Annotated in this window: 13 protein-coding genes; 6 read left to right on the plus strand and 7 right to left on the minus strand. The window is 54.8% G+C overall.

Annotation, left to right across the window (positions count from 1 at the left end; all coding sequences use genetic code 11):
• Positions 1–65: 65 nt before the first annotated feature.
• Positions 66–1250, plus strand: a complete 1185-nt coding sequence (locus ACTG39_RS10490) for a hydroxymethylglutaryl-CoA reductase (protein ID WP_439107506.1) — start codon at positions 66–68, stop codon at positions 1248–1250.
• Between the two features lie 577 nt (positions 1251–1827).
• Here ACTG39_RS10490 and ACTG39_RS10495 read toward each other — a convergent pair.
• Together ACTG39_RS10495 and hppD are read right to left on the minus strand one after the other, a co-directional pair.
• Positions 1828–2766 carry an NAD(P)-dependent oxidoreductase gene (locus ACTG39_RS10495; RefSeq protein WP_439107507.1) on the minus strand — a complete coding sequence of 313 codons (939 nt, stop codon included), beginning with the start codon at positions 2764–2766 and terminating at the stop codon, positions 1828–1830.
• Between the two features lie 135 nt (positions 2767–2901).
• Positions 2902–3987, minus strand: a complete 1086-nt coding sequence (gene hppD / locus ACTG39_RS10500; protein ID WP_439107508.1) for a 4-hydroxyphenylpyruvate dioxygenase — start codon at positions 3985–3987, stop codon at positions 2902–2904.
• Between the two features lie 141 nt (positions 3988–4128).
• On the opposite strand from hppD, the gene ACTG39_RS10505 reads away from it, so the two are divergent.
• Entirely contained in the window at positions 4129–4599 is a 471-nt protein-coding gene (locus tag ACTG39_RS10505; RefSeq protein WP_439107509.1) for an Lrp/AsnC family transcriptional regulator, read from the plus strand.
• Positions 4600–4634: 35 nt separating this feature from the next.
• Here ACTG39_RS10505 and dbpA read toward each other — a convergent pair whose 3' ends face one another.
• Together dbpA and ilvB are read right to left on the minus strand one after the other, a co-directional pair.
• Entirely contained in the window at positions 4635–6032 is a 1398-nt protein-coding gene (dbpA, locus tag ACTG39_RS10510) for an ATP-dependent RNA helicase DbpA (RefSeq protein ID WP_439107510.1), read from the minus strand.
• 149 nt (positions 6033–6181) lie between these two features.
• Entirely contained in the window at positions 6182–8041 is a 1860-nt protein-coding gene (gene ilvB, locus ACTG39_RS10515) for a biosynthetic-type acetolactate synthase large subunit (RefSeq protein ID WP_439107511.1), read from the minus strand.
• 157 nt (positions 8042–8198) lie between these two features.
• Between ilvB and ACTG39_RS10520 the strand changes: the two genes are divergently transcribed.
• A complete protein-coding gene (locus tag ACTG39_RS10520; RefSeq protein ID WP_439107512.1) occupies positions 8199–9653 on the plus strand; it encodes a serine hydrolase domain-containing protein in 1455 nt (484 codons plus the stop codon).
• Between the two features lie 22 nt (positions 9654–9675).
• On the opposite strand, the gene folD is transcribed toward ACTG39_RS10520, so the two are convergent.
• The 3 genes from folD to ACTG39_RS10535 form a co-directional block, all read right to left on the minus strand.
• The gene (folD, locus tag ACTG39_RS10525; RefSeq protein WP_439107513.1) at positions 9676–10569 is read right to left on the minus strand and encodes a bifunctional methylenetetrahydrofolate dehydrogenase/methenyltetrahydrofolate cyclohydrolase FolD; all 894 of its coding nucleotides are present in this window, start codon (positions 10567–10569) and stop codon (positions 9676–9678) included.
• 15 nt (positions 10570–10584) lie between these two features.
• Complete coding sequence (gene purU, locus ACTG39_RS10530; protein ID WP_439107514.1) at positions 10585–11445, minus strand: formyltetrahydrofolate deformylase; 861 nt, start codon at positions 11443–11445, stop codon at positions 10585–10587.
• 133 nt (positions 11446–11578) lie between these two features.
• Entirely contained in the window at positions 11579–14587 is a 3009-nt protein-coding gene (locus tag ACTG39_RS10535) for a TonB-dependent receptor (RefSeq protein WP_439107515.1), read from the minus strand.
• A gap of 221 nt (positions 14588–14808) precedes the next feature.
• Here ACTG39_RS10535 and ACTG39_RS10540 point away from each other — a divergent pair, with 221 nt between their 5' ends.
• The 3 genes from ACTG39_RS10540 (at position 14809) to solA (ending at position 17598) form a co-directional block, all read left to right on the plus strand.
• Positions 14809–15360 carry a YaeQ family protein gene (locus tag ACTG39_RS10540; RefSeq protein WP_439107516.1) on the plus strand — a complete coding sequence of 184 codons (552 nt, stop codon included), beginning with the start codon at positions 14809–14811 and terminating at the stop codon, positions 15358–15360.
• 87 nt (positions 15361–15447) lie between these two features.
• A complete protein-coding gene (locus ACTG39_RS10545; RefSeq protein ID WP_439107517.1) occupies positions 15448–16407 on the plus strand; it encodes an ornithine cyclodeaminase family protein in 960 nt (319 codons plus the stop codon).
• Between the two features lie 51 nt (positions 16408–16458).
• A complete protein-coding gene (gene solA / locus ACTG39_RS10550; protein WP_439107518.1) occupies positions 16459–17598 on the plus strand; it encodes an N-methyl-L-tryptophan oxidase in 1140 nt (379 codons plus the stop codon).
• The last annotated feature ends 5 nt before the right edge of the window (positions 17599–17603 follow it).

Below are 17603 nucleotides of genomic sequence, written 5' to 3' on the forward strand. Positions count from 1 at the left end.
CCGCCAGAATTGACCTGAGAGCGCTGTTTCCGTAGTTTAGCCGCCTCATTTACGGAGACATGACTATGAGCAAATCCATCCCCAGAGATGGCGCCGACGACTACAGCGCGGACATCATTGCCAAGCGTCAACGCTTTATCGAAGAGACCACCGGTGCGGAGCTGGACCACACTAAGCAGTTTTCCTTTGACCCCCAGGAAATGGCTGGAAACATAGAAAACATGTTTGGTGTTGTGCAGGTTCCCATCGGAGTCGCTGGCCCCCTCCTCGTCAATGGAGAGCATGCTCAGGGTGAGTTCTATGTGCCCATGGCCACGGTAGAAGGCACCATGCTGGCCAGCTACAACCGAGGTATGAAGGTCATTCGCGAATCTGGCGGCGTGATGACGACCGTGGTCGGACAAGCCATGCAGCGAGCGCCCTGTTTTGTGTTTCGCAACTCCCGGGACGCACGAGACTTCGAGCAATGGCTCATAGAGAACTTTCCGCAGATAAAAACGGTAGCAGAGAGCACCACGTCCATTGGCAAGCTTGACGAGATCGAGCACTACTGCGCGCACAATTTTGTGTACACCCGTTTTGACTACAGCACCGGCGACGCTGCGGGCCAGAACATGACCAGTCGCGCGACCTTTGTGGCCTGCGAGTGGATTCGCGAAAACTACCCGGCACTCAAAAATTACTTGCTGTCCGGAAATTTCGATACCGAGAAACGAACATCATCTGTGAATCTTCTAAAGAATCGAGGGAAGCGCGTAACCGCTGAAATCACGGTGCCCCGAGAAGTTTTGGAGCGTAACTTACGCATCACTCCCGAGGCCATGCACTATGGTCAGGGCATTACCACCATTGCCTCTTTTTTGACCAACTCCTCAAACAACGCGGCACACCCGGCCAATGGCTTGGCCGCTCTATACCTGGCTACCGGGCAAGACATCGCCAACATTGGTGAATCCAATCAGTGCACTACCTATAACCGAGTTACCCGGGAAGGCGATTACCACTTTTCTATAACCCTTCCGGCGCTGATACTCGCGAGCTATGGCGGCGGCACTAACCTGCCCACGCAGCGAGAGTGCCTCAAAATGATGGATTGCCATGGTACGGGTAAAGCTCTAAAGCTCTCAGAAATAGCGGCCGCTCTGGTAGTCGCCGGTGAACTCTCTCTGGGAGCAGCGACGCGCGTTGACAAAAAGACCCGCCAAAATGAGTGGGTGGATGCCCACGAACGTCTCGGGCGCAACCGCTGAAAAACTGTGACCTGCGTCACACTTCGGGATGCATGCGGTGCACATCCCTAGGTGCGGGGCTAAGCTTGATCCTTGACCGCCGATAAAGGCGGATTGCGGTAGCTATAGAGGTGAGTACATGGTTTTAGCGGTTATTGGACTTATCACTGTCATCGCTTTCGGAGCCGGCTTTATGCTTCGCTCCAGAGGCCAAACGCCGCAAGAACACTCACGCCAGAAACACCAGAAGACAAAGACCAACACCCGAGCTCAGCACACGCCACGGGGGCCCTACGCGGCAGTGTCGGTAAATCCCTGCAATACACCTTGCGCGGCTGCGCTCGACACCTCCAATCTACGCTACTTGGCATCCGCGGCACCGTCCCTCCCCCTCAGCGGCTGCAATCAATCAAGCTGCCAGTGCAGTTTTACACACCATCAAGATCGCCGCGGCAACCGCAATGAAGACCGCCGCATAGGGATCGGCTTACAGACCGAGCTCTACGGAGCTTCAGGAGAAACAAACCGCCGTGAAAAGCAGCGCGGTCGACGCGCAGGCGATCGTAGCTGACCCGCGTCACGGCCAGAGAAAGCCAGCCTAATAGCCCCGCTCGAAATCAATGGCGCCCTGAAGCGCTTCTCCCGCCTGATAACGCCGTAAATTATCAAGAAAGACCCCCGCGATACTGTCCATGCGGGTTGGCGCCGCCGTGTGCGACGTAATGTAAACGCCCGGCGTTCGCCATAAGGGGTCTTCGGCCTCCAGGGGTTCCTGCTCAAAAACATCCAATACCAGTGCACGGAGCTTCCCCGCTGCTCGAGCGCGCAGCGCGGCTGGGAGATCCAAAGCATTCGCTCGCCCGCCATTGATGACAATCGCAGTCGGCGCGAGACATTCAAGCAAAGGAGCATCGACCAAATTATCCGTGGCAGGCGTATCAGGAAGAATCATCACCAACACGTCCAGGTCTTTAGCAAACGCCAGACGCTCTGAAGTCGCAAAACATGCTTCACAACCCGGCACCGGTCGACCATCACTGTTGAGCCCACGGACCTCACGGACAAAAGGTTCGAAAGCACGCGCTACCGCCGCACCAATGCTACCAGCGCCGGCAATACCTACCCGGAGCTCCGACAGCCCCCGATCCAGCTGAAATTGCCACTGTGTGGCAGTTGCGTGACTTAGCACGGAGCGCTCGATCGCCAAAGTCCAGCCAAGGGCATACTCGCTCATGCTTGCGCCGAAAATATCTTTCACGCCCGTGAGCAGATAATCTCGCCGCGGCACCTCAAGAAAAGGCGTGATGCCTGCCCAGGTCGACTGCACCCAGCGTAGATTGGGCATACGATCCAATAGTGGTGCCAGGACGTCGGGAGCGCCCAAGGCGACCTCAGCACACAGAGCGCGTTCATTAAGATCTTCAGGGCCCGCATAAAACTGCATCAGCACATCATCGGGAACACGACCGGACAGACTACCCTGAAAGACTTCAGCCAGCGCGTCCGCTCGGGTACTTACAACGGTAATTTCCAGCACAGCTGCTTCTCCTACGCCATTGCTTGATAGTGTGGCACAGGCGTGTCGGGGATGTGCGAGGCCGCCGCTAACGTTGCCGGGTTCGCGGAGGTTCCTCCTACTTCAGCTACCAGCTAGCCGAGCCTGGCCAGTCTTCTAGGCCGCGTCATCAGTATGCAGTGCACCCCGGGCCATTTGATCCCGCTCTATGGATTCAAAGAGCGCCTGAAAGTTGCCTTCACCGAAGCCTTCATCCGCTTTGCGCTGAATGAACTCGAAGAAGATAGGGCCAACCAGAGTCTCCGAGAAAATCTGCAAAAGTAAGCGCGGCTCTCCTTCGGTGCTTCCATCAAGCAGAATACCCCGGGCCTTAAGCTCATCTACGGGCTCACCGTGGCCTGGCAAGCGCTCCTCGAGCATCTCGTAATAAGCGTCGGGAGGTGGGGTCATAAACGACAAGCCACGTGCTTTCAATCGATCCCAGCAGGCAGGCAAGTCGTCACAGGCAAAGGCGATGTGTTGAATGCCTTCGCCGTTGTATTTCATAAGAAACTCTTCAATCTGTCCCTCACCACCGGCACGCCCCTCCTCGTTCAAAGGAATGCGGATCTTGCCATCGGGTGCACTCATCGCGCGGGACTTAAGCCCCGTGTACTCGCCTTTGATATCAAAGAAGCGCACTTCACGGAAGTTGAATAGCTTCTCGTAAAAGTTGGCCCAGTAATCCATGCGACCCCGGTAGACGTTGTGAGTAAGGTGGTCGATGAGTTCGAATCCACAACCCTCGGGATGCCGGTCCACACCTTCAAGATATTCAAAGTCGATATCGTAGATCGCGGTGCCTTCTTCATAGCGATCGATGAGATACAAAATAGCGCCACCGATGCCTCGAATCGCAGGCATTTTCAGCTCCATGGGACCACAGGGGATATCAATAGGCTGTGCGCCTAATTCCAGCGCGCGCTTGTAGGCATGCGCGGCATCGCGAACCCGAAAGGCCATTCCGCAGGCACTCGGACCGTGCTCTTCGGCGTAGTAGTAAGCAGGGGAAGACTGTTCGTAATTAATAATGAAATTGATTCCGCCCTGACGCCAAAGGTCGACATCTTTGGTGCGATGCCTTGCGACCAGAGAGAAACCCATCATTTCGAAGGTTGGTTCGAGTACTCCGCGCTCCAGGGCTGCGAACTCTACAAACTCAAAGCCATCAAGCCCCATGGGGTTTTCAAACAAATCTGCCATTTGCGGTCTCCTGAAGGTAGTTAACAATAGCCTAGGTGGTTCATCCTACAGAAGTTATGCAGACAGATTTCTTTTATTTATTGCCCTAAAAATAGATATTTAGGCATAAAATATCGTTTATATAACTTTGCGAGCAATATTATGTCGATTACTTTCGATCGCACGGAGAAACGAATACTCAAAGCGCTGCAGCAGGAGGGAAGATTATCCAACGTCGAACTTGCGCAGGCGGTGGGCTTGTCAGAATCCCCCTGTCTTCGGCGCGTAAGAGGACTCGAGGAACAAGGTGTCATTTCGGGCTACAGCGCCAAGGTAGACCAAAGGCGTGTTGGCTTACAGGTAACAGCGTTTGTTCAGGTACAGCTGGAGAAACACGACGACCAGAAGACCCAGGCATTTCTTCAGGAAGTAAGCCGCGAGGCACACATCATCGAATGCCATGCCATGAGTGGGGCCTACGACTATCTTCTCAAAGTCGTCGCCCAAAGTATGGATCACTTTTCAGAAATAGCGATGCAGGGAATACTGCGTTTCCCGGGGGTGAAGGGTATCGAGTCGAGCTTCAGCCTTCTGACGGTGAAGCAGGCCGCGCCCCTACCTATTGGCGACTAGCGCCTCAATTTACGATTGCCATGAAGAACCGGTCGCTAATCTAGCTGGCGAACTTTGCGCGCGCGAATGCTGCGTCCTTTGATTTTGCCATTGGCGAGATAATTCATGGCCTGTCGCAGCGCGCTTCTCTCAAGCGCCACAAAGCTCCACTGATCGAAGATTGAGATTTTACCGATCTGTGCCCCATCAAGACCTGCATCACCGGTCAATGCTCCCAGAATATCGCCAGGCCGCAGCTTTTGCTTGCGCCCCGCATCCAGTTGGATGGTCACCATAGGAGCGCTTAGAACGTAATTGGGATTACGATCCAAAGACGGCAATGTGTCACAGGCACAGGGCTGCTTCTGAAACTCCTCAATTTTGCGAATGCGATGCGTCTCTGAGGGAATCACAATACTCATGGCGAGCCCCGTCTCCCCTGCTCGCCCGGTGCGGCCGATGCGATGCACATACACGTCAGGATCCCGCGGCAGTTCATAGTTGATCACCATCGCCAGAGACTTGATATCCAATCCTCTGGCCGCAACATCTGTCGCCACCAATACCGGACAGCTGTTATTGGCAAACTGCACCAACACCTGGTCCCGCTCCCGCTGATCCAGGTCACCGTGGATCGCCCTGGCTTCAATGTCGTACTCACGAAGCACGCCTGCCACCTCGTCGCATTGCTTCTTGGTATTACAAAAAACTACGGCGTTTGCGGGGTTGTAGTGCTCAAAGAGCGCAAGCAAAGTGGTATGTCGCTCGTGCTTTTGTACTTCGTAGAACAACTGCTCGATGACTTCGTCGGCGTGCGCAACGTCCTCGTCCACCGTCACCATGCTGGGCTTGCGCTGAATAGATGCGCTCATCTTACGAATATTTTCAGGATAGGTCGCAGAGAACAGCAGCGTCTGTCGAGACTTGGGAGTCTTACCAACGATAGCCTCCATGCTATCGGCAAAGCCCATATCCAGCATGCGGTCGGCCTCGTCGAGGACCAGCACCTTTAACCCGTCGAGACTGAGCGTATTGCGACCCAGATGATCTTCGATGCGGCCAGGCGTGCCCACCACTATATGTGCTCCATGCTCTAGTGAGCCCACCTGCGGCCCAAAGGGCTTGCCGCCGCACAGCGTCACCAATTTGATATTGGCCATGCGGCTAGCCAGCCGCCGCAGCTCACCAGACACCTGCTCCGCCAATTCCCGTGTTGGACACAGCACCAGCGCCTGCACACCGAAGAAACGTGGATTGATCGCCTGTAGCAAGCCAATACCGAACGCAGCCGTTTTACCGCTTCCCGTACGGGCTCGCGCGATGACATCCTGGCCTTGCAAAACTAGCGGTAAACTCTGCGCCTGCACCGGAGTCATGCGCTCGTACCCCAGCGCAGTCAGGGCTTCTAATTGCGCCGGAGACAGCGGTAAGACGCTAAAATCTGTGTTGCTCATGGGTGTGGCCTTAGTGAATCGGGCGGCATCATAGCAAAGGGAGCATAAAAAGAAGTCTCGTCACACCAAGGCCGAGGATCAGCGAAATCGCAACGGTTATGAAATCAAAGATGGACAAATGCCTTCCTCTCAGCTCATACCCAAAGCCCTCAAATGTTACTACCCTGCGTATCGGAGTCACTGCTTTTGAGATCATCGGCACTCATAATGATGTCAAGATAAGTGCCTCCCGCAGGAATCATGGGATAGACATTCTCCTCGGCCTCAACAATGACGTCTAATAAATAGGGCTCGTGAGGATCTGCGAGCATGCGTGCGATCGCAGCAGGCAACTCCTGGGCGCTGCGCACCCGCTCGGCAGTGACGCGATAACCTTTGGCGATACTCAAAAAGTCCGGATAGATATCAGCATCATCGCTGGCCTTAATCGCCATGGGGTCAGACAAGTCAGAGCCGGCGCGGTGAGCATCGTAAATCATGTCCTGCCACTGGCGGACCATTCCCAGCCATTGGTTGTTGATAACGACGGTTTTTACACCAATGCCATAACGATGGCAGGTCGATAGCTCGTGAATGGTCATGTTAAGCGAGCCATCTCCGTCAATATCAATAACCTGGCGCTCCGGTGTCGCTACCTTGGCCCCAATGGCCGCGGGCAAACCGTAACCCATGGTCCCAAAGCCAGACGAGCTTAAAAAGGAGCGCGGCTGCCTGGAGCGATAAAACTGCATCGCCCACATCTGATGCTGACCGACCCCCAAAGATACAATCGCCTCGCCGTCAGTGGCTTCGCAGAGCGCGCGAATCACGTGTTGGGGCTTTAGACCCTGAGAATCTGATTCGGGATAGGGGTAGTCCTGCTTCCAGCCACCCACGGTCGTTGTCCACTCACGCGACGCCACGGGATCACAAGCTTCCAGCAACTGCGTCAGTGCCGGCTTGAGGTCAGCGCGTATCGGCAGCGTGACCGTCTTGTTCTTATTGAGTTCGCTCCTATCGATATCGATGTGCACGATCCGAGCCCCTTTGGCGAACTGTGCAACATTACCGGTCACGCGATCATCAAAACGGACACCCAGCGCCAGTACCAAATCGGCCTCGTAAATCGCGCGGTTGGCATACTTAGCACCATGCATACCCAGCACATCGAGGGACAGTGGGTGATCTACCGGAAAACAGCCTACGCCCATAATGGTCCAGGTCACAGGGATCTGCGCTTTTTCAGCAAAGGCCAGCAACGTCGCCTCGCCTTGCGCTACCCCGATCCCGCCGCCTGCGTAGATTACCGGTTGCTCACTGTCACGAATCAGGCGTATGCACTCTTCTAACTGGGCGGGTTCCATTCCTGCCATCATCGCCTCGGGGGCATCGATCACCGCAGGAATGCGCGGTGCCTTGTAGTTACCTTCGGGATCCTTGGGATACTGCTGCTGAATATCTTTGGGGATGTCGATGAGTACCGGCCCCGGGCGATTGCCCCCGGCCAGACAAAACGCCTCACGCACTACTTCGGGTATATCTCCAACACGCTTCACCAGATAGTTTCGCTTGGTGATTGCCTCGGTAACCGCAACGATATCCACTTCCTGGAAGGCATTTTTGCCTAACAAATGCGAGGGGACATTTCCGGTGATTGCCACCAGGGGAGTCGAGTCGCTGTTCGCATCAGCAATTCCGGTGACCAGATTGGTGGCGCCAGGCCCGGACGTTGCGAGACACACCCCCGGGCGTCCCGTAACCCGCGCGTAACCCTGGGCAGCGTGAACCGCGCCCTGTTCGTGTTCCGTGCGAATGCATCGAATCCCAAACTGAGGCAGCACATCAAATATTTCGAGATTGGCGCCTCCGGGATAGCCAAACAAGGTATCAACTCCTTCAGCTACGAGAGACTTTGCAAGAATCTGTGCACCACGTAGCGCGGGTTCCTGATCGCCACGGGACACATCGATAAGCGCTCCGCCGGTTACCGTATCGCGTGTCCCGTAGGTAAGGCTGTCTCCCTGTGTCACGGTGTCTCCTGTTAACCGCTAAAGTCGCCGCGTCATTCTAGTCTTATCCGGACCGTGCGTCCCTAGCAAGCGTTGCTTCAGCGGAATCCCCAGCCAAGCTCCACGACACAGTCGCCTCCGTGTATAGTCGTGGTTTTGTGACTGTGGGAATTGCTCTATGGTTCGTGTTCGCCTCTTGGGGCTGGTGCCGTACGCACTCAGCGCAACACTCATCAGCAGCCTCAACATGACTGCGCTAGCGGCCGAAGAAAGCTACGACTATTTTTCTGCCAATCGCCAGCTCATTCGCAATGGCGTGCAATCGCTATTGACCTGTAATGGCCTGTTCACCTCAAGAAGAAGTCTTGAGCAGGTTTTCGATCAGGAACTCGCCTACCTGGGGGAACACGTCATCGGCGATGCCAGCGGCGGCCCCTACACCATTTATCCCAGAGAGCAAGCCGTTAGCGTCGGCGGCAATGAACATGGTCCCGCGATAATCTCTGCCTTCCGCAAAGGCATCGGCTGCGTGGTGATGGCACCGGACATGAGCTTGGAGGACATCGACGACCTTCCTGTGCTGGACATGCCCTACTCCAAAGTAGACTTGCGTGCCCTCGATTGGCCTAACGGTGACGCCCACGCGAGCATGCCCGTACCGACTACCCTCAATGCAGAAGCGCTAGACCAAGCCTCAGACTGGGCTTTTAATCGAGAGACGGACGAGCAAGACACACTTAGCTTGCTGGTGATTCATCAGGGTAAGATTATCCACGAGCGCTACGCCGATGGCATTGATCAAACAACGCGCACCCGCACCTGGTCAACCGCGAAGAGCATCGCCGCAACGCTGATTGGTATGCAGGTAGACAGCGGAAAAATGGCGCTGGATTCTCCTGTAGCCATAGATTGGTCGCCAGCACTCTCCGGCGGTGAAGATCCAAGAAACGCGATCACCCTTCGCCATCTGCTCAACATGTCCAGCGGGCTCTACCCCATCGACAGCTTTAACATGGAGTACGCTACGGGCTCAGGGCTGTCCTATTGGGCAGGCGCAAGCTCTGTGGATGGCGCGCGAAATCGTGGACTCGTTCGTGAGCCCGGCAGCTTCTGGGATTACGAAAACTACGACACACTGCTTGCGGTTAAAGCTTTCAAAGATACCCTGCCGAGCCATTCCGCCTACCGAGAGTTCCCCAGAAAACGTTTGCTTGATCGCATTGGCATGCGCAACACCTTGCTATCCACGGATCGCTTTGGCGACTTCATATTGAGTAGTCAGGTATATACGAACGCCCGGGACCTGGGCCGCTTTGGCCTTCTTTATTTGAATAATGGCGTATGGGAGGGCGAGCGCTTAATCTCCGAAGCGTGGATTGAATTCTCTCGCGCGCCTGCCCCGGCATCCGCCTCTCGTGGCAATGACTATGGCGCTCAGTGGTGGTTAGTGCCCGACAGCCGAAAAGAAGATGTCCCTGCAGATGCCTACAGCACCGCGGGTAATCGTGGGCAGTATGTAATCATTGATCCTTCGCACGATCTGGTGATCGTGCGTCGAGGCCTCGACTACGGCAAGCAGGGATTTAATCGCTGGGATCTATTGCGTGAAGTGCTAAAAGCTTTTCCCGAGTAAAAGACTTTCCGGCGTAAAAGGCTTAGGAAAGCTCACACACCACACGGTGCTGTCGACAGGCGGCAACGACCGTGTTGCGCAGCAGACACGCGATGGTCATGGGCCCTACTCCACCGGGGACCGGCGTGATAGCTCGCGCTCTTTCTGACGCCTCGCTAAAGGCCACATCGCCCACGAGACGCGCTTTCTCCTGACCCTCAAGCTGTATGCGATTGATACCGACGTCGATCACCACAGCGCCTTCTTTCACCCAGTCACCGCGAACCATTTCTGGTCTGCCCACTGCTGCAACGAGTATGTCCGCAGTCTGGCAAAGCCCAGGGAGATCTCTGGTCTTTGAGTGTGCCACGGTCACCGTACAGCTTTCGGCAATCAGCAACTGCGCCATAGGCTTGCCCACGATATTACTCCGCCCTACCACCACGGCATTGAGCCCTGCCATGCGCTCAGGAAACTGCTCTCTAAGCATCATGAGACATCCTAATGGTGTACATGGCACAAGAGCAGTGGGATCGCCGTTGGACAAAGCACCCGTGTTCATCGGGTGGAACCCATCAACATCCTTCGCCGGGTCAATAGATTCAATCACAAGTTGAGCGTCGATGTGAGCTGGCAACGGTAACTGCACTAATATGCCGTTTACCGCGTCATCTGCGTTTAGTGACGCCACCAGATCCAGGAGCTCCTTCTCACTCGTGCTCGCGGGGAGCTTGTGCTCGAAGCTACGCATCCCAGCTTCAGCGGTCTGCTTACCTTTATTGCGAACATAAACCTGGCTCGCGGGATCTTCCCCAACCAGCACGACAGCCAAACCCGGCACCCAGCCGTACTCAGCGTCTATACGGGAAACCTCCACGGCTAGTCGCTGTCGCAAGGCCTGCGCCGTCGCTTTGCCGTCGATGATTGATGCGCTCATGAAAACTCCAGTAGGTTAAAGTACGACGGTCCGTTGACCGTTTAATATGACTCGCTGTTCGCAGTGCAGTCTTACGGCCTGAGACAGGGCCGTAGCCTCCGTATCGTGGCCCAGGTGAACCATTTGCTCCACGGAAATCTCGTGATCAATGGGTCGCACCTCCTGCGCAATGATAGGACCCTCGTCCAGATCCGCAGTGACATAATGCGCGGTGGCACCAATAACCTTTACGCCGCGATCGTAGGCCTGGTGGTAGGGTTTCGCGCCTTTAAAGCCCGGCAAAAAAGAGTGATGAATGTTGATCGCCCGGCCCGACAACTGGGCGCAGAGATCATCAGACAGTATCTGCATATAGCGGGCAAGCACCAATAAATCAACGTCACTGCTCTCCATAATGGCTAAAAGCTGTTGCTCTTGAGCGGGCTTGATATCCGGGGTAATGGGCAAATAGTGAAACGGGATATCGTGCCACTCGCTAAGCGCCCGACAGTCCTCATGGTTGCTGACCACTGCCACAATACTTGCAGGTAAAGCGCCGGAGCGCTGCTTTGTCAGCAAGGCCGTAAGGCAATGATCATAACGAGATACCGCGATAACAACCTTGGGCAAGGCCGTGGCGCATCGCAGGGTGTAAGCCATCTGCAACTCATCAGCCACAGGGCGCAAGCGCGCCTCGAACTGCTCGAGGCTGCAACTCATGCCACTCACATCAAACACGCAGCGCAAAAAAAACGTGTTGCTCACGGGATCGGTGTAGTTGGAGATCTCAGTGATGTTAATCCCACACTCGTAAAACAGATTCGAATAGCGCGCCACAACACCAATGGAATCGGGGCAGGAAAAACTCAGAATGTAAGATAGTGACGCGTCGCTCAAGATGCGATTACTCGTGTATTACTGAAAAAAATTTGAAGGTATCGTGCAAAAATATCTACTAACAAGCATGCAAATAACCACACAAAAAAAGCCCCACCCTCTCACGAAGGCGGGGCTTTGTGATCGAGTAAGCTTAGAAGCTGTAGTTTACCCCAACTCGCATGCTCCAGAGTGAGGTTCCACCCACTCGCTGCTGCTCGGCATTGTTGTCGATATCTGACTGAGTAACACCTGGACGATTAGGCTGTCGGAAAATGCCCCACTCGTCATTGATCAGGTTAGTCAGGTTGTCGACCACAACAAACAGACTGCCGCGGTGCTCGGAACTAAACCCGGGAAGCTCCTGCGTGATACGCATGTCGACCTTACTGAAGGACGAACCTGTCTCGCCGTTACGCTCTCCGCCGATGGGCAGAACGTTGGGTTCGAAGTCCAGGAACGGCTGGAAGTCGTAAGCCCCGATCGTTCCTTCGGCTCCACTCAAGGTCAGGCTGTAGGGCAGGCCTGAGTTGTACTGACCGAACAGTGAGATGCGTGTCTCGTAGCCATTAAAGAAATCTGCCGTGTAGTTAAGAACCGTTGTAAAACGGTGCTCAACCTGCCAGTCAGATGTTCCCAGGGTTTCTGCCTGAGGATCTTCGAAGGCGCGGAAGATGTAGTTTGAGAAGGCCACGGAGGAGCCCATGGGGTTAACGTCTTCGGCCTGCGTGTAGGCATAGCCAAGACGCAGATCAAAACCGTTGTCCCAGCTCTTGAAGCCGCTGAAAGACAGGGACTCAGACTCGTTTCCATTGCTGGAGTTCGTCAGCACAAAGGCCGGCTCACGAACACTCTCGTAGATGGGGTAGCCCAGATCGTTGGTCCCCGTCTGCTCAAGATCTGCCCGCTTATAGATAGCGGTATCTTCACCACGGCTGACCTGCAGATCTGCCGTCAATACCCAATCCATGGGTCCATACCAGGTCAGACCCGCGGTGTACTTCCACTCGCTAGGGATATCGAAATCCGGATCAAGATAAATAATCTCGAAGTTGCTTCCGTCTCCTGAGCCCACTACGTCCGCGATATTCTGGGGAACACAATAACCCGGACCTGTAGGAACGCCATCCTCACAGTTCACGTAGTTCTGAGCAAAAAGATCCACATCATCTATGCGAGCCTGAACCGCTGTCGTAGACGTGTTGCTGTAAGTATTAGACAGCCAAACGTTCGGATTACCACCCGAGAATAAGCCAACACCCGCGCGAAGGCTAAGATCCTCAGTGAAGTCATAGGTCGCGCCAAAGCGTGGCTGAATCAAGTCTCTGCCATCGAGAGTCTGATTGTTGCCAAAGCCGTAGCTACGGGTGAAATCCGCATTCAGGTTAGGCGCATCATCGGTCTCGTAGCGGTCATAGCGAAGACCGAAGGTCATGCGCAGCTTATCGTTAACCTGCCACTCGTCCTGCAAGTAAAGATAGTTGATGGCGTAGCTGAAAGACTCAGCGATGTCATCCTGGTTATTCGATATGGCGTTACCGTAGTAAACGCGATCAGCCAAACCATTGCGGAAGTTCTCGATGCCATCAAAGCGAATCTCTGTGTCTACGTGCTGGTAGAACAGGTTGAAAATATCGTATTCCTCACGCTCGAAACCACCGGTAATCGTGTGAGCACCTAGCTGGTAACGACCACGGAATACCATTTGATCGATGGTGTAGTTCAGCTCATTTGCGTGACGACTGTCATCACCCCCGAGATATACATCAACATTATCGAGTTCGACCCTAATTTCACCGAACTCATTACCCGCGCGTGGCACCTGCAAGAAATCTACATCGGTGCGCGCAATACGAACCTCGGTGGAAAAGTTGTCGGTCCAGTCGGAATAAAGACTTGCGATAATGGACTCAAGCTCTGCGCCACGGTTGTAAAAGTGATCCGCAAACTCAAACTCGTTGAGGTCACCATCGGACTCCGTGACGTTAAACGAGTCGTTGTACATATAAGTCAGGGCAACACGCTGCGAATCCGTTGCATACCAATCCAACTTGGCGATGTACTTCTCATCGTCAAAGTCTGTGACACCCGGTGAACTCGTTCCCGGGGAGTACTGATAGACATCGTTAGCAATCTGACGAATCTCGTCAAGCTCAGCCTGACTTACCAGCACTTCGTTAATGGCTCCAGAACCTTGAGCGCCACGATTGTTGAAATCAACGCCTTCATACTTTTCATAGGCGCCGTAGAAAAACAGCTTGTCCTTGATGATCGCGCCACCGACTTCCACGCCATAGCGAGTCTCATCGTAATCAGGCACTTCTACATCTTCGCCCTCGAGAGAATCACCCTGAAACGCGTCACTGGTGTAGTCCATGAAGAGAGAACCGAACAATTCGTTCCCACCGGACTTGGTCACCGCGTTGATGTTACAAGCAGAGAATCCACCATAAACAACGCTCATCGGCGCCATCTCTACGGCGACGCTGGAGACCGCATCGAAAGGAAATGGCATCCGCTGTGTTGGGTAGCCGTTTGAGTTAAGACCGAAGCCATCGTTCAAACGAATACCATCAAGCGTCAGGCTGTTAAAGCGCGGGTTTGCACCGTTACACTGAATGGCGTCGGCAGATCCAGATTGATCGATATAAATACGCGGGTCCTGACCGATTACATCATTGATGTTTCGATTGATCGCAGGGGAGTCTTGCAAATCCGACGCGCTGAATACAGCGGTTGGCCCAATGGCTGTATCAGCGACTGCTACAGAGCGGCCGAGTACAACGACTTCTTCCAGGGCGCTGCTGCCCAGTCGGTAATCCATCTGCACCGACTCACCTACGGTCAGCGGCAGGCGCTCGGTTCTTGCAGTCCCTTCACCGGACGCCCGGACAGAGACACTGTAATCAACACCCGCAGGAAGCTGGCGAACAAAGTAACTACCTGTGCCGTCGGTAGTCGCTCTCTTGGTAACACCTGTTGCCAGGCTTTTGATTTCAACTTCCGCACCAGCGATGGGCTGTCCGGTGGACCCGGTTACAACACCCCTTACGGCAGCACTGGTTTCTTGAGCGTAGGACGGCATAGACAGGGCAACGCCCCCTATGACCGAAGCGCTGGCGATAGCGCGAACGAGCGCCTTACGAGCAAACATTTGAGACATGGATTTCTTCACAGGAATAGCCCCCCTCAGAGCATTTGAAGACGTGGGAATGCTATGGATGCCATGTTGCAAAAATGTTACAAAACGCCGCCGGCGCGGTATTCGGTAATAAAACCTAATTGCATTAAAAAGTTGTATTCGCGATTGACAAGTTCACAATCAAAGACGCCACAAGCCCTCTATTTCAAGTGGTTATCAACTAAACCGCGTAAAGGTCTGATATGGCTCTAAAATCTACGGTCTTCAAGATTAAGCTGAACGTCGCTGACCTTGATCGTCACGTCTATGAGGATTTTTCTTTGGCGGTTGCCCGCCATCCTTCGGAGACCGATGCGCGGATGATGCTTCGCGTCGCCGCTTTCGCCATGCACGCCCATGAGCACTTACAGTTTGGCCGCGGCATCAGCACCGACGACGAGCCAGACCTTTGGCTGAAGGATCTCACTGATTCCATTGATCTGTGGATTGAGCTGGGTACACCCGACCCCGACAGGCTGCGTAAAGCCAGTGGTCGCGCCCGGGAGGTGGTGCTTTACGCTTACGGCGAGCGTGCCTTGAAAGTGTGGTGGCAGAAGAACGAGAGCGCCCTCGCCCGCTTCGACAATCTCTCGGTTTACAGCGTGACTGATGATGAACTTGCAGCACTGGCCCAGTTGGCGGCCCCCGGATTGGAACTGCAATGCACGATTTCCGAAGGCGAGGTGCTGCTGACCAGTGGGAGCCAGTCGACGCAACTAAAGCCCAGCTTGCTGAAGCAGGCTCGGGGGCAGTAGCGTTCAGTAGTGCAGTGAAGAACCCACCTGCGACCAATCGACCTCCAAAGAAAAACACCATCAAAGCAAGGCTATAAAAAACTCACCATGGTTTTCATCAGCGCCGAACAACTCCAGCAATACCTAAGTATCCAGGAATGTATGACAGCGGTTCGGGAGGCGATGATTGCGTTCTCCCACGGCGACTTCCACGCACCGCTTCGGACATCTCTGCCCATTGACTCAGGGAAGTCCATGCTTTTTATGCCGGGCGGCGCCCGGGAACTGGGTTACTACGGTGCGAAACTCATCAGTCTGCATGACGAAAACGCGACCAAAGGGCTCCCCACTATTCAGGGCGTCATCGTGCTCTTTGACTTTGATACCGGAGAACCCAAGGCAATGATTGATGGCGCTTCGGTAACGGGTTTGCGTACCGCTGCCGCATCGGCCCTTGCCACCGATTTGCTAGCACGCCCCGATGCGAGCACCCTTGGGATTTTTGGCGCAGGCGCGCAGGCAGCGACTCACATCGATGCCATTGCTGCCGTTCGTAGCATTGACAGAGTGTTGCTCTGGGCGAGAAATTCGAAATCCGCTGCCGTGTTTGCCGAACAACATTCAAGGCGCACAGGCTTACGGGTGGAGGTCGTATCAGAGGCCAGAGACGCTGCCCGTTGCGACATCCTGTGTACGGTGACTGCTTCTGAGCAGCCGCTATTAAAGGGTGAGTGGGTCGAGGCCGGCACCCATATCAATCTCGTTGGCTCTCATAGCCTGAGTACCCGAGAGGCTAACACGGCGTTGATCCAAAACTCCAGAGTATTTGTCGACTCCCTGGCATCGACCACCGCCGAAGGCGGTGATGTCATGATTCCCGTTAAGCAAGGTCGTTATACGGTGGATCAGATTATTGGCGAGATTGGTGAAGTAGCCACCGGCGGCATTGAGGGGCGCTTATCTGCAACGGACGTTACGCTCTATAATTCCCTGGGCGTATTCGCTCAGGATCTGTATAGCGCCGCAGCGGCCTATCGAAACGCAAAAAACCGGCTAAGCACCCGCTGACTGGAAGGCTCTGAGTTGCTGCAGGCCGCCAGACGGACATAGGAGGCAGAATTGGGTAAGCAAACCGCAGATATTCTGGTGGCCGGGGTCGGTGGTTGTGGCGCCAGCGCTCTCTATCATCTGGCCCGCCAGGGTCATCGCGTCATCGCCTTTGACCGAATTGATCCGCGGCACGAACGCGGCAGTTCCCATGGGGAGACGCGCGTTATCCGACAGGCCTATTTTGAGCACCCGGATTACGTGCCCCTGCTCAGGCGCGCTTATGACCTCTGGCGTGAACTTGAGGAAGAGTCCCATGAAGCCCTCATGGATCTCTGTGGCCTGTTGATGATCGGGCCGCCCGGCGGTGAAATTCTTGGGGGATCACGCCTTGCCGCAGAACGTTACGGCGTGCCGGTGGAGGACATTTCCATCGCCGACTGCGGCGAACGCTTTCCGGCATTTTCTATTCCTGAGGGAAGTGATGTTTTGTGGGAGCCAAGCGGAGGCTATCTCAAGGTTGAGGACTGCGTACGCAGCTACGCGAGACTTGCCCAAAAGCACGGCGCCACACTTAACACAGATGAGTTTATTGTGGGTTTTCAGTCAACCGGGGCAGGCGTTGATGTGCAGACTAATCGCGGCGAGTACTCGGCGGATCGGCTTGTGCTCACCGCAGGAGCCTGGGCGCCGGCGCTGTTGCCTGCAGTAGCTAAAGCCGCGAATCTTCACGTACTTCGCAAGGTATTGGCCTGGTATCCGAGACAAGAGGCGTCCCCGGTACCGCAGAGCACCTTTTTTATAGAACTGCCTCACGGCAGCTACTACGGATTTCCCTGCATTGACGGCAAGACAGTAAAACTTGCAGAGCACTCCGGTGGATCTCGCCTCGATAATCCACTGGCCTTGGATCGGTCGCTCCGGCCAGGCGATGCCAGCGGCCCAGGAAAGCTCATCGACGATATCTTTCCATCGCTATCGCCAAACCCCCTTAGACACGACGTCTGTATGTACACCATGAGCGACGACGGTCACTTCATCATTGATCGCGATCCCGATAATGAGAACGTCGTTTTTGCTACCGGTTTTTCAGGCCATGGTTTTAAGTTTATGTCTGCCATGGGAGCGGTGATGGCCGAGCTTGCGGTCGACGATCACTCGACGTCAGAGATAGGGTTTCTGGGCCTGGAGCGGTTTGCAACACGGGGTTAGCAAAC

The sequence above is a fragment of the Congregibacter sp. genome (assembly GCF_965662665.1).
GTDB lineage: Bacteria > Pseudomonadota > Gammaproteobacteria > Pseudomonadales > Halieaceae > Congregibacter.

Excerpts from the sequence above, each read along its gene's own strand:
- ACTG39_RS10490 (WP_439107506.1), top strand. The coding sequence starts at position 66 with ATGAGCAAATCCATCCCCAGAGATGGCGCCGACGACTACAGCGCGGAC.
- hppD (WP_439107508.1), bottom strand. The coding sequence starts at position 3,987 with ATGGCAGATTTGTTTGAAAACCCCATGGGGCTTGATGGCTTTGAGTTT.
- ACTG39_RS10505 (WP_439107509.1), top strand. The coding sequence starts at position 4,129 with ATGTCGATTACTTTCGATCGCACGGAGAAACGAATACTCAAAGCGCTG.
- dbpA (WP_439107510.1), bottom strand. The coding sequence starts at position 6,032 with ATGAGCAACACAGATTTTAGCGTCTTACCGCTGTCTCCGGCGCAATTA.
- ACTG39_RS10520 (WP_439107512.1), top strand. The coding sequence starts at position 8,199 with ATGGTTCGTGTTCGCCTCTTGGGGCTGGTGCCGTACGCACTCAGCGCA.
- folD (WP_439107513.1), bottom strand. The coding sequence starts at position 10,569 with ATGAGCGCATCAATCATCGACGGCAAAGCGACGGCGCAGGCCTTGCGA.
- ACTG39_RS10535 (WP_439107515.1), bottom strand. The coding sequence starts at position 14,587 with ATGTCTCAAATGTTTGCTCGTAAGGCGCTCGTTCGCGCTATCGCCAGC.
- ACTG39_RS10540 (WP_439107516.1), top strand. The coding sequence starts at position 14,809 with ATGGCTCTAAAATCTACGGTCTTCAAGATTAAGCTGAACGTCGCTGAC.
- ACTG39_RS10545 (WP_439107517.1), top strand. The coding sequence starts at position 15,448 with ATGGTTTTCATCAGCGCCGAACAACTCCAGCAATACCTAAGTATCCAG.